The 15,248-nt window shown below is 62.7% G+C and carries 16 protein-coding genes; 2 read left to right on the forward strand and 14 right to left on the reverse strand.

The genetic code is table 11. From position 1 onward, the window contains the following. Window positions 1-281: 281 nt before the first annotated feature. The 9 genes from D6858_RS05820 to hisG form a co-directional block, all read right to left on the reverse strand. Window positions 282-938: a helix-turn-helix domain-containing protein gene (locus D6858_RS05820; protein ID WP_165859647.1), complete on the reverse strand. Its 657-nt coding sequence runs from the start codon at window positions 936-938 to the stop codon at window positions 282-284. 85 nt (window positions 939-1,023) lie between these two features. Then, window positions 1,024-1,929 carry an acyl-CoA thioesterase gene (locus D6858_RS05825; protein ID WP_120108191.1) on the reverse strand — a complete coding sequence of 302 codons (906 nt, stop codon included), beginning with the start codon at window positions 1,927-1,929 and terminating at the stop codon, window positions 1,024-1,026. A gap of 51 nt (window positions 1,930-1,980) precedes the next feature. Further along, window positions 1,981-2,853 carry a cupin domain-containing protein gene (locus D6858_RS05830; RefSeq protein WP_120108194.1) on the reverse strand — a complete coding sequence of 291 codons (873 nt, stop codon included), beginning with the start codon at window positions 2,851-2,853 and terminating at the stop codon, window positions 1,981-1,983. Between the two features lie 3 nt (window positions 2,854-2,856). Further along, window positions 2,857-3,933, reverse strand: a complete 1,077-nt coding sequence (locus tag D6858_RS05835; protein WP_240623718.1) for a GNAT family N-acetyltransferase — start codon at window positions 3,931-3,933, stop codon at window positions 2,857-2,859. Between the two features lie 204 nt (window positions 3,934-4,137). Further along, window positions 4,138-6,312, reverse strand: coding sequence for a sodium-translocating pyrophosphatase (locus tag D6858_RS05840; protein WP_120108198.1), 2,175 nt, complete (start codon window positions 6,310-6,312; stop codon window positions 4,138-4,140). Window positions 6,313-6,407: 95 nt separating this feature from the next. After that, window positions 6,408-7,325, reverse strand: coding sequence for a thiamine-phosphate kinase (gene thiL / locus D6858_RS05845; protein ID WP_120108200.1), 918 nt, complete (start codon window positions 7,323-7,325; stop codon window positions 6,408-6,410). Window positions 7,326-7,413: 88 nt separating this feature from the next. Then, a complete protein-coding gene (nusB, locus tag D6858_RS05850) occupies window positions 7,414-7,881 on the reverse strand; it encodes a transcription antitermination factor NusB (RefSeq protein WP_120108203.1) in 468 nt (155 codons plus the stop codon). Further along, on the reverse strand, window positions 7,878-9,167 hold the full coding sequence (gene hisD, locus D6858_RS05855) for a histidinol dehydrogenase (protein ID WP_120108205.1): 1,290 nt from the start codon (window positions 9,165-9,167) through the stop codon (window positions 7,878-7,880). The genes nusB and hisD overlap by 4 nt, the downstream gene beginning before the upstream one ends. Next, complete coding sequence (gene hisG, locus D6858_RS05860; protein ID WP_120108208.1) at window positions 9,164-9,805, reverse strand: ATP phosphoribosyltransferase; 642 nt, start codon at window positions 9,803-9,805, stop codon at window positions 9,164-9,166. Before hisG ends, hisD begins: the two co-directional genes overlap by 4 nt. Before the next feature lie 43 nt (window positions 9,806-9,848). On the opposite strand from hisG, the gene D6858_RS05865 reads away from it, so the two are divergent. Continuing rightward, window positions 9,849-10,943, forward strand: a complete 1,095-nt coding sequence (locus tag D6858_RS05865; RefSeq protein WP_120108210.1) for a DUF2332 domain-containing protein — start codon at window positions 9,849-9,851, stop codon at window positions 10,941-10,943. 41 nt (window positions 10,944-10,984) lie between these two features. Here the strand turns inward: D6858_RS05865 and D6858_RS05870 are convergent, their stop codons facing one another. Genes D6858_RS05870 through D6858_RS05880 form a run of 3 tightly spaced genes read right to left on the reverse strand, consistent with a single transcriptional unit; the run spans window position 10,985 to window position 13,010 of the window. Continuing rightward, window positions 10,985-11,881 carry an alpha/beta fold hydrolase gene (locus D6858_RS05870; protein ID WP_120108213.1) on the reverse strand — a complete coding sequence of 299 codons (897 nt, stop codon included), beginning with the start codon at window positions 11,879-11,881 and terminating at the stop codon, window positions 10,985-10,987. Beyond that, window positions 11,881-12,696, reverse strand: a complete 816-nt coding sequence (locus D6858_RS05875) for an SDR family NAD(P)-dependent oxidoreductase (protein WP_120108215.1) — start codon at window positions 12,694-12,696, stop codon at window positions 11,881-11,883. The genes D6858_RS05870 and D6858_RS05875 overlap by 1 nt, the downstream gene beginning before the upstream one ends. Before the next feature lie 35 nt (window positions 12,697-12,731). Then, the gene (locus D6858_RS05880) at window positions 12,732-13,010 is read right to left on the reverse strand and encodes a BolA family protein (RefSeq protein WP_120108301.1); all 279 of its coding nucleotides are present in this window, start codon (window positions 13,008-13,010) and stop codon (window positions 12,732-12,734) included. A 52-nt stretch (window positions 13,011-13,062) separates the two neighbouring features. Here D6858_RS05880 and D6858_RS05885 point away from each other — a divergent pair, with 52 nt between their 5' ends. Further along, the gene (locus tag D6858_RS05885; protein ID WP_120108217.1) at window positions 13,063-13,653 is read left to right on the forward strand and encodes a J domain-containing protein; all 591 of its coding nucleotides are present in this window, start codon (window positions 13,063-13,065) and stop codon (window positions 13,651-13,653) included. Window positions 13,654-13,659: 6 nt separating this feature from the next. Here D6858_RS05885 and D6858_RS05890 read toward each other — a convergent pair whose 3' ends face one another. Both D6858_RS05890 and D6858_RS05895 read right to left on the reverse strand, forming a co-directional pair. Then, on the reverse strand, window positions 13,660-14,292 hold the full coding sequence (locus D6858_RS05890) for a glutathione S-transferase family protein (protein WP_120108220.1): 633 nt from the start codon (window positions 14,290-14,292) through the stop codon (window positions 13,660-13,662). Between the two features lie 58 nt (window positions 14,293-14,350). Then, window positions 14,351-15,163 (reverse strand): VOC family protein, encoded by an 813-nt coding sequence (locus tag D6858_RS05895; protein ID WP_120108222.1) that lies wholly within the window; start codon window positions 15,161-15,163, stop codon window positions 14,351-14,353. Window positions 15,164-15,248: the final 85 nt, after the last annotated feature.

Below are 15,248 nucleotides of genomic sequence, written 5' to 3' on the forward strand. Positions count from 1 at the left end.
GCCAAAGAACGCGAATCGGTCGCCCCTCTGGTCCGTTTGTCCCATTCGCGCGCTTTGCAGCTAACGCGCCCGGCGGTGGGGCTATGCCCACTGTCGGGATCAGCGAAAAGCGGGTTAGTGTGGCGTTAGGCTGTGATTAACCTAATGAATATCCACAATAATTTGCGTTTCGTTAACCATCCCGGTCTTGTCCGAACAGGCTGGGTCGAGGCAAGGGAAATTTGCGGGCGTGGGTCTGTTTGCGCGGGCTGGAGCGCGATGATCGCTGCTGACTGCGCCGGTTACAGGTCGATCATGATGCGGACCCGTTCCGCCTCCACGCCGTACATGTCCGCAATGCGGCGGCGGTGGCGTGCAACGATCTCGTCCTGGCTGGGCGGGGCAGGTTGCAGGCCGGCGGGTGTCACGCCCAATACCTCGGCCAGACTGGCAAGGCGGCGTTCGATCGGGCGCGATTTGCCGTGTTCCCATGCCCAGACCGTTGGCTTGCTCACGCCCAGTCGGTCGGCCACATCGGACAGCGACAGGCCGCGTTCGCTCCGCAGGCGGTGCAGGCGCTCCCCGAAATCCTCCATATCGGCAGGGGTGCCGGGCGATGGTTCGATAGTGCGCGTTTCTGCCTTTCCTGCCAGCCGGGCAGCGGCCAGTGCACCATCGCTCAGTTCGCTGTGGAAACGGCAGCCGAACAGCGGGGCATCGGCCCAAACCACTTCGGCTTCGCATTCGCCGGATTGCGGGAGATCGACTGTGAAGACATCGCCTTGCGTCAGAGCGAGCGGGCATTCGACCAACATTCCGGTGTTCGAAATGTTGAGCACTCGCGCCGCATGCGGATCGCTGCCGTCTGCGTGTCCGTTCACGCCAAGCTGCAGCGTATGGCGCGTCGAAATGCGACGGTCATCGTTGGGGGCAGGGGCGAAGCGGGCAGAAATGGGCAACGGGCGAAACTCCTCGAACATCGACGAGAGAATGGCGCTGCGGTGGTTAAGAAGGAGTTAGAAAGCTACCAGATATACCTGTGGATTATGTCGCTTTGGGATCTACCCGGCGGATCATCCCTTCCTGCGCGACGCTGGCGATCAGTCGACCGTTCTGGAAGATCTGCCCCCGGTTGAAGCCGCGGCTGCCGCCGCTCCACGGACTGTCGGTGACGTAGAGCAGCCATTCGTCGGCGCGGAACGGGGCGTGAAACCACAGCGCATGGTCGAGGCTGGCGCTCTTCACTTCGCCGCGCAGCCACGAAATGCCGTGGGGCAGCAGCGATGTGCCCAGCAGTTGCATGTCCGATAGATAGGCCAGCACCGCACGGTGCATCCGGGGATCGTCGGGCAACCGGGTGCGGGCGCGAAACCAGCTGGCCTGCGTGGGTTTCTGTGGTTCGCGACTGGTCCAGTGGGCCGGAGCGGTGGCGCGAATCTCGATCGGCCGGGGGCGCAGGAAGAACGCGCGGGCGGGGCCTTCCAGCTTCTCGGCATAGCGGGCGCGCAGGACATCGTCCGGCTCCAGATCGTCGGGATCGGGCACATCGGGGGCAACGGCCTCCTGATGTTCCGGCCCCGGCTGTTCACGCTGGAAACTGGCGGTCAGGTTCAGGATAGGGCTGGGACTCCCGTCTCTGCCCGGCTGCAGTGCCACGACGCGGCGATTGGAGAAGCTGCCGCCATCGAAATCGCGTTCGATGTCGAGAGTGATCGGGTGGTCTTCACTGCCGCCCCGCAGGAAATAGGCGTGCAGCGAATGGGCCGCGCGATCTTCGCTGACAGTCCGTTCGGCAGCGACCAGCGCCTGTGCAATCACTTGCCCGCCAAACACCCGGCCGACCCCGCCGGGATTGCGCGGCCCTTCGAATCGGTCCGGCCCTTGCGGGGCGGGATCGAGCAGGGCGATAAGCCCCGAAACAAGCTGTTCGTCGGTCGGTCGGTCAATCATGCGTTCTGCCTTGCGACAGGCTTACGCATACGTCAACCAACCGCAGCGAAGCTAGCTGCCAAGGCCAAGCCGCCGCCAGATGCGAAACGCGGTGGCCTTCGCCTTGTTGGAATGCGGCCAGCGGCCCGGAGCCTGCGGGTTGAGGCCAGCTTTGCGAAGCACTCCGTTCCAGCAACGGGCGTCCGCTTCGGCAAAGCTCCAGTCGCTGCGCCAGGTGATCGACAGAGAGATCGAGCTTTCCGGTCCGACCTTGACGTAGTGCGGCGCCATCACCGGCACCATCACCGCTTCGCCGGGGGCAAGGGGAAATTCCATCGCCCCGGCTGCCAGCTCGTCGACCCAGGTCAGTTCGCGCGGGCCACCGGAGTGGTAGGTTTCGTGAGTGGTATCGGGGGCGAACCGATTGTCGCCCGCCGGAAATTGCATCATCGTCTTGCTGCCGGTGAGTTGCAGCAGGATATTGTGTTCGGGGTCAAAGTGATAGGGCGTCACGGCACTGGGGCTGGAAATGAAGATGAACCCTTGCGGGCGCAGCATCGCGCCGGTCTTCTCTTCGATCACAGGTTTCAGCTCGCCCAATAGCGAGAGCAGAAGCGCTTCGTATTCCGGCACCTGCTGAATGTTCTTGAGCACTGCCCAGCTGTTGCTGGTGGCAACGTGGAGGATGGTCTCTTCAATCGACAGGCCTGTGGGCGCGGGCTTGCCGTCCAGACCGATCGGCAGGTCGCCGCGGTTATACTCGATCTGATCGTCGGGCAGTTTACCCGCCAGCCCGGCCAGTGCCTCCAGCGTCAGCAGCGGATGATGTTCGAGGTTGTGGCGCAGCTTTACCGGTGTTTCGGGATAGGCAGCAGCGAATTGCGCGCGCGTCTCTGCCCCGAACACGGCCCGGTCGCTATCGGTAAATCCAGTAACAGCATCCATCGCTTACAGTCCTTTGGGAAATGCGCCTGTCTCGGCGCGCAAGATGGCTTTGCACAGGGTGCGGCGGACTTGCCCGCCGATTGCTATCGATACCCGCACAATCGGGCGTTTCTCGCGCCAGATGCGCTCGATCATGGGATGATCCGCCGCTGCACAACTGTCGCACCATGCAACCGCATCGTTTGCCAGTATGTCGAGGTTCTCGCGCTGAAGCAGCACACCCGGCGAATAGCGCGCGCAGTCTTCGTCGAATGTGGTCTTGAAGCTGTATGCGCCGGGCGGGGTGATGAAATTGGCCAGCATCGCAATCGGCCGTTCGTCGAGATAGAGCGCCAGACGTTCCAGCCTGCCCGCAACAGCAGCGGCGATCAGCGCGTCGCGAAAGAATTGCCGGGTGTCGCTCGCGCAAGCCAGCGCGGAGCCTTCGGCCCCTTTCCACCCTGTCTGTTCCAGAGCGAGAAACCGGCCAATCCATTCGGAGAGCGCTGTGGCGTCGGTCACCCGTTCGAAACGCAGCGCCCCTTCTTCGCTCAATCGCTTGGCCTGACGGCGCAGTTCCTTGCGCTTCTTGCTGCTCATCGACGCTTCGAAATAGGCGTCCGGGGCCAGATCGGAAGCGAGCAGGGCGCGCTCTTCGCGATGGACGATAGCCGAGGCGCGGTGCTGCGACGCGGTGACTTCACGCAAAGCGGAAAACAGCGGCCCATCTTTGGGCAAGTGGGACAGGTGCAGAAACAAACGTGCGCCAGCGTGGCTGTCGCACCAGATCAGCAGTTCGCGCCAGAATGCATGCTCGTATCCGGTGGCGACCAGTGGCGCGCCGCAAAAGGCGTTGTGATGTACCCAGCCGGTAATGTGGGGGAAAGGATATTCGGCATAGCGATTCAACCGGGCCAGCGGGACGATCCCCACCAGTGCGCCATCATGTTCGAGCGTGGCGAGTTGCACTTCGCCAGCCTGATCGAAGGCGTCGAGGCTGGCCTGCATGAACCAGCGTTCGGCAAACGGGTTGGGTTCGACCGCGCACTGGGCCAGCGCATCCCACGCCGCATCGATCCCACGCGTGCGCCACGGTTGCACGGTGAAGTGCAAATCAGCGGGGCTGATCTCTGCTATGATTGCGAGCGGCTGCTCCACGTCGATACGTTAACCTTCACCCATTGCGCCTTCATGCGCTGTGCCTTGCCAATACCCGGAGAAGGCTGCGGAAAATTTAACGTACAACAAAAACCCCGCCCGACTTGCGCCGGGCGGGGTACGGTGTCCCGAAATGGGAAGGTTTTATCAGCCTGCCATGTGGCCGCCAGCCAGCGCCGCCAGCAGCAGCAACGCGACGATGTTGGTGATCTTGATCATCGGGTTCACCGCCGGGCCTGCCGTGTCCTTGTAAGGATCGCCCACGGTGTCACCGGTCACCGCAGCGTGGTGCGCGTCGGACCCCTTGCCGCCGTGATGGCCGTCTTCGATGTACTTCTTGGCGTTATCCCACGCACCGCCACCGGCGGTCATCGACAGGGCGACAAACAAGCCACCGACGATCACACCCAGCAGCAAAGCGCCCAGGGCGGCGAAGCCATTGGCCTGACCCCCAATCGCAGCGATCACGAAATAGACCACGATCGGCGCCAGTACCGGCAACAGCGAAGGCACGATCATTTCCTTGATCGCGGCTTTGGTGACGAGATCCACCGTGCGGGCATAATTGGGGCGGCTCGTGCCCGCCATGATCCCCGGATCGGCGGCGAACTGTTCGCGCACGTCTTTCACCACGTCGCCCGCAGCGCGTCCCACGGCGGTCATACCCATCGAACCGAACAGGTATGGCAGCAGCGCGCCGAGCAGCAGGCCCACGATCACGTAAGGGTTCTCCAGGCTGAAATCGACATTCATGCCGGGGAAGAACTCCTTGAGATCGGTGGTATAGGCCGCGAACAGCACCAGCGCCGCCAGCCCGGCGGAACCGATGGCATAGCCTTTGGTCACCGCTTTGGTGGTGTTGCCCACTGCATCAAGGGCGTCGGTCTTCTCCCGCACGGAATCGTCGAGACCGGCCATTTCGGCAATGCCGCCTGCGTTGTCGGTGACAGGGCCATAGGCGTCGAGCGCCACGACCATTCCCGCCAGCGCCAGCATCGCGGTTGCGCCGTACGCAATCCCGATCAGCCCGGCGAGCTGGTAAGCGATAATGATGCCCGCCACGATCACCAGCGTCGGCAGCGCAGTCGCTTCCATGCTGATCGCCAGACCCTGAATCACATTGGTGCCGTGGCCCGTCTCGCTCGATTTGGCGATCGAGCGCACGGGGCGATAATTGGTCCCGGTGTAGTATTCGGTGATCCAGATAATCAGCCCGGTGATGACGAGGCCGAGCATCGCACACCAGAACAGATCCATCCCGGTGAATCCGCCGATGCTGGCGGTTTCCTGCACTTCCGTGATCACGCCATTCTGGATGGCATAACCCGCTTCGCTGACGGCTTCGCCGCCAATCATCGCATTCATATCGCCCAGCGCCATCGTCATCGCCAGATAGATGGCGGGGACAGAGAGTACTGCGGTCAGCAGGAAGCCCTTGTACATGGCACCCATGATATTGGTGCCGCCGCCCAGGCGAACCGCATATGTCCCGATGATTGAAGTGACAATGCAAACCCCGCCAATCAGCAGAGGCAGCGACATCATCGGCAGTAGCATCGTGCCAAGGCCAGTCAGCAACAGCGCGGTTAGTACCATCGTTGCCCCGACTGTGACGACATAGGTTTCGAACAGGTCGGCTGCCATGCCAGCGCAGTCACCGACGTTATCGCCCACGTTGTCGGCAATCACGGCCGGGTTGCGCGGATCGTCTTCGGGAATGCCCGCTTCCACTTTGCCGACCAGATCGGCGCCGACGTCAGCCGCCTTAGTGAAGATACCACCGCCGAGACGGGCGAAGATCGAAATCAGCGATGCGCCGAATGCCAGCGCGGTCAGCGCTTCGATCACGGCCCGGTCGTTGGCCTGCATGCCCATCGGGCCGACCAGCACATAGAAAAACACTGCGATAGCCAGCAGCGCGAGCCCGGCCACCAGCATCCCGGTGATCGCCCCGGCGCGGAACGCCAGTGTAAGCCCTTGTTGCAACCCGGTCTGTGCCGCCGCCGCAGTGCGGACATTGGACCGGACGGAGATGTTCATGCCGATAAATCCGGCAACCCCCGAAAGGATTGCGCCCAGCACGAAACCTGTCGCGCTGATCGTTCCCAGGAATACCGCGACCACAACGGCCACGACCACACCGACGATGCCGATGGTGGTATATTGCCGTTTCAGGTAAGCTTGCGCGCCTTCCTGAATAGCGCCGGCGATTTCCTGCATTTTCTCATTACCGGCACTTTTGCCGAGTACCTGACGACTGGTCACGAAGCCGTACACTACAGCCAGCAACCCTAGGATTATTGAGATCAGAACTAAGTTCACGGACGTCCCCCTCCATAATGGATGTTGCCCGCCGCAGGTTTATTACCTTTACGGCAACACGAAGGTATAAGGCAGCACCAAAGGCGCGCAAGCCCTTATCCCTGCGGGGCGTCGTGTCGTGGAGGTAAGTGCTGGTGCCGATATCCCAGCGGGCGATCCGCTGCGGGCACCCTGCCGTCTATCAAGAGCGGGCCGTCACCCTGATCGCGCTCCACCGTACCAATGCGAACAGCGGAGACAGGCGGTGTCAGCTCGGTAGGCATCGTGAACAGCAACTGGTAATCATCGCCCCAGCGCAATGCGTCGGCACGGCGATCTTCCGGTGCGGCGATCGGCACGGCTTTGCTGTCGATTGCCAGTGTCACCCCGCTGGCGGTGCCGATCCGACTGGCGTCGAGCAATAATCCGTCGGAGACATCCATCATCGCGGTTACCAGTGGGGCCAATGCCTGCCCCTCCGCCAACAGCGGGGTCGGGCGGCGATAGGCGGTGCTGTCGGTGCCAGCGCCGTTGCTGGCGCGCAATGCCTCCAGCCCCATCATCGCACCACCCACCGGCCCAGTGATCCACACGGCATCTCCGGGTTGAGCGCCAGCGCGCGACGGGGGCGGGCAGTGGGTAGCCGTGCCCAGCGCCGTCAGTCCGAACACGCGGGGCGCACCGGGCGCAGAGACTGTGTCTCCACCCAGCAAAGGCACATCGTAAGTCGCCAGTACTTCGGCCAGGCCGCTGGCGAAGCGGTCGTCGTTGTCGCCCAGCATGAAGCCGAGCAACACACCAACCGGACTTGCCCCTTTGGCGGCGAGGTCGGACAGGTTAGTCGCCACCAGTTTCCAAGCGACATCGGCCATGTCCTGATCGGGGAGGTAGTGCACCCCTTCGGCCAGCATATCGTACGTGAGCACCAGCGTTTCGTTGCCGATATCCAGCACCGCGCAATCGTCCGCCAGCCCGCGCGCGGCGGGCGCGGTGGCGAGATGGCGCAGGGTGGAGATGAAATCGGCTTCGGTCATGGTTCTAACCGCCGACATTCCGCGATGCGTAGCCGAGGATCAAGCTTTCGATGTGTCGGGAGCTGACCGTCCGCTCGCGCAAAACCAATCAGCGCCGCGCCTCTTTCCCCACTGCGTCGAGCACACCGTTGACGAATTTCGCCTCCCGGTCGTCGAAGAATGCTTTGGCCACATCGACATATTCGCTGATCGCGCTGGCGACCGGGACATCGGCCCGCGCCAGCAATTCATATGTCCCACAGCGCAGGATTTGCAGCATCGTTTTGTCGAGCCGGGCAACTGTCCATCCGCTGGCCAGTTTTGAGGAAATCAGATCGTCGATCTCGTCCCGCCGCGCGATAACGCCGCGCACGATGTCGTCGAAAAACGCAGTTTCCGCACCGGCATACGTCGCATCGTCGAATTCGTCATCGTCGATTGTTGCGCCAAGGCGGTGCTGATGGAATTCGTCGAGCAGGCGGATGGTGGCGGTGCCTTCCATCTGGTGCTGGTACAGCGCCTGCACCGCCGCGAGGCGAGCGGAAGAACGGGCCTGACTGCGCTTGGGAGTGTTCACTTCAGTCTCACTTCGATCGATTGTGCGTGGGCCGGAAGCCCCTCAGCATGGGCCAGTGCGGCGGCGGCAGGGCCGATCCGCTGAAACGATGCAGGGTCGAGCTGGATAAAGCTTGTCCGCTTCATGAAATCGAGCACCGACAGCCCGCTGGCAAAACGTGCGCGCCGCCCGGTGGGCAATACGTGGTTCGGCCCGGCTACATAGTCGCCAATCGCTTCCGGCGCCATCCGCCCGATAAACACGCTGCCTGCGTGGCGGATCGCATCGAGGAACGGTTCCGGTTCCGTCATTGCCAGCTCGACATGTTCGGCGGCCAGCGCATTGGCGAGGGGGATTGCCTGATCGAGGTGGTCGACCACTATCATCACTCCGTGATCGTCCCAGCTCTGCCGGGCGACTTTACGGGTGGACAACATGGCGCACTGCACATCGATGCGGTCTTCCACCTGTTCCGCGAATAGCGGATCGTCGGTAATCAGGATCGATTGCGCATCGGGATCGTGCTCGGCCTGGCTCAGCAGGTCGGCGGCGATCCAGTCGGGATCGTTCTGCCCATCGGCGATCACCAGGATTTCGCTCGGCCCTGCGACCATGTCGATCCCGACGACGCCGTAAAGCTGGCGCTTGGCCTCCGCGACCCATGCATTGCCGGGGCCGGTCACGACATCGACGCGAGCAATCCGGTCGGTGCCATAGGCGAGCGCGGCGATGGCCTGTGCGCCGCCGACCCGCCAGATTTCGTCCACGCCAGCGATATGCGCGGCGGCCAGCACCAATGCGTTGGTCTGCCCCTTGGGCGTGGGAGTGACCACGGCAAGCCGTTCCACCCCGGCCACCTTTGCCGGAATGGCGTTCATCAGCAGCGACGAGGGGTAGGAGGCCCGCCCGCCCGGTACGTAGAGCCCGGCGGCATCGACAGGTCGCCAGAGTGCGCCCAGACGCACCCCTGCCGGATCGACCTCGTCGCGGTTCTCCGGGATTTGCGCGAGGTGATAGGCGCGAATGCGTTCCGCCGCGAGATCGAGCGCATCGCGCAGCTCCGGCTCCAGCGCATCGTAGGCGGCTTTGCAGGTTTCCGGGGCGATCTGCCAGTCGGTGTCGTCGGTCAACTGGTGATCGTCGAACCGCTGCGTGTATTCAGCCAGCGCAACGTCGCCCTTCGCCTTCACCCGTGCGAGAATATCCGCCACGTCGCTGGCCACGCCACTGGCGCTTTCCCGGCGATCTTCGACAATACGGCGAAATGCCTTGTCGAAATCGGGATCGGTGATCCTGAGGCGCTTCATCCGGCAATCTCGCGGAATTGTTCGACCAGTGCGGCGACACGCGGATCGGTCTTCAACGCCGCGCGGTTGACGATCAGCCGCGCGGTGATTTCCATGATGGTCGATACTTCGACCAACCCATTGTCCTTCAGCGTCTGTCCGCTGGACACCAGATCGACGATCCGCCCGGCCAGCCCCAGTTCGGGGGCAATTTCCATCGCACCGTTCAGTTTGACGCATTCGGCCTGTACGCCGCGCGCTTCGAAATGGCGGCGGGTAAGGTTGGGGTACTTCGTCGCGACGCGCACGTGTGTGGCGCCATCAATCGGATCGACTCCGCTGGCCGGTTCCGCAACCGACAGGCGGCAATATCCGATATCGAGATCGACCGGCGCGTAGAGGTCCGAATAATCGAACTCTTCGATGACATCCGCGCCGACGATGCCTACTTGCGCGGCGCCATGCGCCACGAACGTGGCAACATCGAATGCGCGCACCCGGATCACGCGCAGGCCGGGATCTTCGCACGCAAACGAAAGCGAACGGTTGGCCTTGTCGTGAAAGCCGGCTTCGGGCACGACGCCCGCGCGCGCCATCAGCGGCAGCGCTTCGTCAAGGATGCGGCCCTTGGGTACGGCGAAGGTGAGCGGTTTGGTCATGGCGCGGCGCACTTAGGGCGCGGGCAGGAAAAGGGCAACTTCTATGGCCGATCAGGGTGACAAGCGAAAGTATCAGTTCACCGACATCGATATGGTCGGGCCGGATGCGGTCGCCACGGCTTTCGCCAATCAGGTGGCCTATTGCGAACATGCCGGTGCCCCGATCACTGCCCGTGTCGTGGGGGCAGTGGCGAAATTGCTGGAGAGCGATGCGTCGGGTGCTTTGCTCGACCGTATTCGCAAATGGCAGGGGCCACCTCTGGCCGATGCGCTGCCATTGCGGGTCGCAGGTGGTATCCACGCGCTCTATCTTTCAGGACAGCAGCCCGAATTGCGCGCGATTTACCAGCGGCCATCGGCGGACGACGTGGCCCTGATTGCCGATACCATCCGCGCACACGAGGCGCCGCTGATGGCGTGGCTGGCCGGGCCGCCACAGACCAACGAAGCCGGACGGTCGAGCAATTTTGCGGCCGCGATGTTGTGGCTTGCGGACAGAGGATTGCCACCGCGTTTCGAATGCCGCGAAATTGGGTCCAGCGCGGGCATCAACCTGATGATGGACCGGTATTCCTACGATCTGGGCGGAACACGTTTCGGCTCACGTCCGTCGGTGATGCACTTCGCGCCCGAATGGCAGGGTGACGCCCCGCCGCATTCGGATGTCGAAATCCTCTCGCTGAAAGGATGCGATGTCGCTCCGGTCGATCTGACCGATCCGCAACAGGCATTACGCTTGAAAGCCTATATCTGGCCGGAACATACGGTCCGTTTTGACAGGATCGAGGCGGCGATTGCCGCCGCCAGGGATCGCGCTCCTGATATCGTGAAAATGAACGCTGCCGATTTCGTCGAGGCAGAACTCGCCAGGCCGCAAGAGGAGGGGGCCACCCGCGTTCTGATGCACTCGATTGTCTGGCAATATGTTCCCAAAGACGAACAGGCGCGGGTGACTGCGGCTATGGAGGCGGCAGGCAAACGGGCGCGTGACGACAGGGCGCTGGCGTGGATCGCGGTGGAGGCTAATCGCGACACCCATCGCCATGAACTGCGAGTCCGCTATTGGCCGGGCGGAGCGGAAGGTGCCCTGCTGGCAGAGGCGCACCCGCACGGCGCATGGATCAGGTGGGAAGGGTAACCCCCCACCGCATTGAGCCAAGGGGCGCCGACAGCGCCGCGTCAGGCGGTTCGCGCCAGAAATGCATCCATCGCTGTGTTCACGGCCACAGGCGCTTCCCAAGGGATAAAGTGACCGCAATCGCGCACTTCGACCACTGTCATGTCGGTGACGATTTCGTCCAGCCCATCGAGGTTTTCCGGCGGCAGAGCGAGGTCGTCCATCGCCCAGATAACCAGCGTCGGAATCGTCAGCGGCGGCAGGGGCGGCGGGCTCCACCCTTCGGGAATAGCGAATGGCGCATCCATTGGTGGAACGTCGACCGAGCTGGCGCGATACCAGTTGAGCATACCGAACGCCGCGTCACGATCCTGCCAGTCGGCAAACAGAGCCTCGCGCTCCTCCGGCTCCATCACGTCGGCGCGGTCCCACTTGATTTCCTGTAGCAGTAGTGCCGCCAGCCCATGTTCCCGCACCAGCGCATCGTTCGCGGTATCCTTGAAGCCGCGCATATACTGGCTCGCCTCACGCTGGGCGGGGTTGGTATAGAGCAGCTTCTGGAATGTCATCGGATGCGGCGCATTGGCGATCACAGCGCGGGTGACGCGGCCACTGGCCTGCCCGGTCAGCGCGATGCCCCAGGCGATGGCGCCGCCCCAGTCGTGGCCGACAATCGTGAACGTATCCACGCCCAGCGCATCGGCCAGCAGGAAGATGTCGCCGATCAGTTTGTCCGCGGTGTACGATGCGACATCCTGCGGCTTCGACGATCCGCGATATCCGCGCTGATCGGGGGCGATGCAGCGGAAACGGTCGGAAAAGTGCGCGATCTGGTGGCGCCAGGTGCGATGGTTTTCGGGAAAGCCGTGCAGGAACAGCAACACAGGCGCATCTCGTGGACCGGTATCGACGACATCGAGTTCTATCCCGTTGGCAAGCGTAACGCGCTGCATTTCCATCAATCCTCTCCTTTAAGCCGCTCCATATATCCCTGTGCGACCATGTTCGCGACCTGATCGAGCAACTGGTCGGGCGTGCGGCGCAACTCGCCCATCGCCTCTTCCATGCCGCGTGCGACGATGATTTCGCGTTGGCTCAAGGCGATGGCGTCTAGTATCGTCTTTGCGGCATCTTCGGGCGGAATGCCTTCCTCGATGGCCTTGTCGCTTTTGCCGCGCACCGAACCGTCGGCGGTCAGGGCGTTGCGGCTGACATCGGTGCGGATCGATCCGGGGTAGATCGTGTGCACTTCCACCCCGCTCTGCGACAGTTCGGCGCGCAGGGCATCGGCATATCCGGCCAGCCCGAACTTGGCCGCGCAATAGGCGGTTCGCATCGGCACACCGACTTTCCCGGCGATGGAGGAGACGAAGGCCAGACGCCCCGATCCGTGCGCGCTCATCGGCCCGATCAGGCTCTGCGCGAAGGCGATCTGGGCGATCAGATCGACTTCGATAATCTCGCGGTTCACCTTCATGTCGGTTTCGAGCGCCGCCGAGCGTTGCGATATGCCCGCGTTGGCGACCGCGAAGTCGATACTGCCTTTCCAGTTCAATGCCTTGGATGCCGCACCGGCCAGCGCCGCTTCGTCACGCACATCGAACGGCAGGATCAGCGTGTCGGTTGCGATATCGGCCGCAACCGCCTGTAATCGCGCCTCATCTCTGCCCGAAAGGACCACGTGCCCGCCGCGTGCCGCCCATTCGCGGGCGAGGGCGGCGCCGATCCCGCTCGATGCGCCGGTAATCCATGCGGTCTGTGCGGATGGGTTCATGGATATCTCGCTGTTCTGGAAGGACTATCGGGGGGCTATTCCACCTCATCCGGGGCGAGCGCGCGGATCGCCAGTGCATGGACCCGCTGGCCGGGAATATCTCCCAGCGCGGCATTGATCATGCGTTGCCGGTCGAGGCGGCCCTTGCCAGTGAACGCGTCGCTTTCGATCACGATAGAGAAGTGGGATTCGCCGCTGCCATCGTCGCCCGCATGGCCGTGATGCCGCGCACTGTCGTTCACGACCTGCAAGTGGTTGGGGGAAAAGGCGTTGGTGAGGAGAGTTTCCATCTCGGTCTGAATCGATCCTGTCATGCAACCGGTTTGGGGCTTCACAACCGGCTTGTCCATGCCCATCCTAAACCGAATGCGGCAAATGCGGTTTCACGGAAGACATACGGATACAGGGCGCACCTGCGACGCGCCGGGTTGCAGCGAAGCGGGCGAATATCGCGCGCCGGGAAACAATCCTGCGGGGTTTGACGGGCCGGGGGACTGGCGCTGGTTCTGCCTGCAACACGTGCGCGAATTCAACGCCGGTTACGACTGGTTCGAAGGGATGAGCGCAGAGGAAATCTGGGAGGCGCAGGCCCCCGGCGCCAACTGGTCTAACACCAGCGCAAAGCGAGCTTTTCGCGCCGATGGCGGCGCGGGCGGGGTGCCGCGCTGGGCCGATTTCGACGATCCGCTGGACGCCATCGGCGCGCGCGCCGCCGATATCCGCCGCCGCGCTGCGGCCAGCTCGCACTTTGCCCGCTTCACCCCGCGTGAGCGGGAGGCGCTGACGGCGATGAACCTGTCCCCCGATGTCGACCGGCAAGGGTTGCGGCGGCGCTATTCCGAACTGGTCCGCCGATACCACCCCGACCGCAACGGCGGCGATCGCAGTCACGAGGCGCTGCTGGGCCGGGTTGTCGAAGCGTATCAGTTGCTTAGGAGGAGCGAGGCGTTCGCCTGACGCCTGCTACCCCGCGTTGCCCTGCATTTCCTCGCCCAGTGCGTTGTCGATGGCTTTGCTCGCTTTGTAGGCATTGCGGGTACGCAGGCGTTCGGCGTAAGCTTCGAATGCGGGGCGGCTCGGCATCGAACCGAAGGCCATGCCCCAATCGACATGCGATCCGACATAGACATCGGCCATTGTGAAGCGATTTCCGCAAACATATTCGCGGGTTGCCAGCATCGCCTCCAGCGTATCGATCGCCAGATCGAAGGTGCCGTATCCCAGCATGATCGAGCGTTCGGGGGCCGCCTCAAGCCCGAAACTGCGGTTGGTAATCGCCTGTTCCAGAGGCCCCGCAGCGAAGAATAACCACCTGAAATAATCCGCTTTTTCCTCGGCAGACGGCAAGAGATCGGGCGCGGCAGTTTCAGCGAGATAGTGGCAGATCGCCGCTGCTTCGGTCACGACATGATCGTGCCCGCCGTGGTGATGGACGATAGTAGGTACTTTGCCCATCGGATTGATTTTGAGGAATTCTTCCGACTTGTTCTGCCATTCGACGAACACCGTATCGTAATCCGCGTTCGCCTCGTGCAAGGCCCAGCGGGCGATCTGGCCACGGCTTAAAGGGTTGGTGTAGAACGTAAAATCGGGCATTTGAAAACTCCGCAGCAGAACAGGTCAGGGTGGGCGTACCGCTATCCTGTCTGAACCGCTATCCCCCGGCTTTGCGCGGGCCGACCAGTCCGGCGCTGGCGCCGTGCGGGTCACGTATATCGACGGAAAATTCGCCGCCGGGGATTTCCTGTGGCCCATCAATGATTTGACCGCCACCAGCGATGACTGCAGCCACTGCCCGGTCGATGTCGTCGACGCCGATGTAATGGGTCCAGCGCGGGCCATCGCTGTTGCCGGGCATCGTGTTGCAGATCGCGCCGATGCCGATGCCATCGCAGGCGACGAAACGGTATGTGCCGAGCGGCCCCATCTCCATCTCACCCTCGCGATTCCATCCGAACAGGTCGCAGTAAAGTGTTATCGCAGCAGCGGAATCTCCTGACTGCAACTCGTTCCAGCGGACGTGTTGCGGCTGATCGACCGAGAACACGTCGCTTTGCGCGTCGGGGGCGTTGGCGGGCGGGGTGGGGTTCATCAGATAGAACGGCGCGCCCCACGGATCGTCAACCATTGCAAAGCGTCCGACACCTTCCAGATCACGCGCAGATTGGTATATTTTTCCGCCACTTGCGACAAGTGCGGCGGCGGTCGCATCGACATCGGGCACGTGAATATAACCGAACCATCCGGGCTTTGCTCCCGCGGCGATCATCTCCGCCGACAAGGCCAGCATTCCCCCGGCGAAACCGCCATCGCTGCGGCGGATCATGCGATAGTCCAGCCCGGCCTCCGCAGCGGAGCTGCACGGTTCGATATCCCATCCTATCACACTGTCATAAAACGATTTTGCTGCATCGGGATCGGAGGTCATCAGTTCGTACCAGATGAATGCGCCGGGTTGGTCGGACATGGCAATTTCTCCTGTGGCTTCTGATTCAGACGGTTGGCTTGGTGGTAGGGGTTGTTGCCGCCATATCATTGAAATATATAATGAA

The sequence above is a fragment of the Tsuneonella suprasediminis genome, from assembly GCF_003605755.1.
Classification (GTDB): Bacteria; Pseudomonadota; Alphaproteobacteria; order Sphingomonadales; family Sphingomonadaceae; genus Tsuneonella; species Tsuneonella suprasediminis.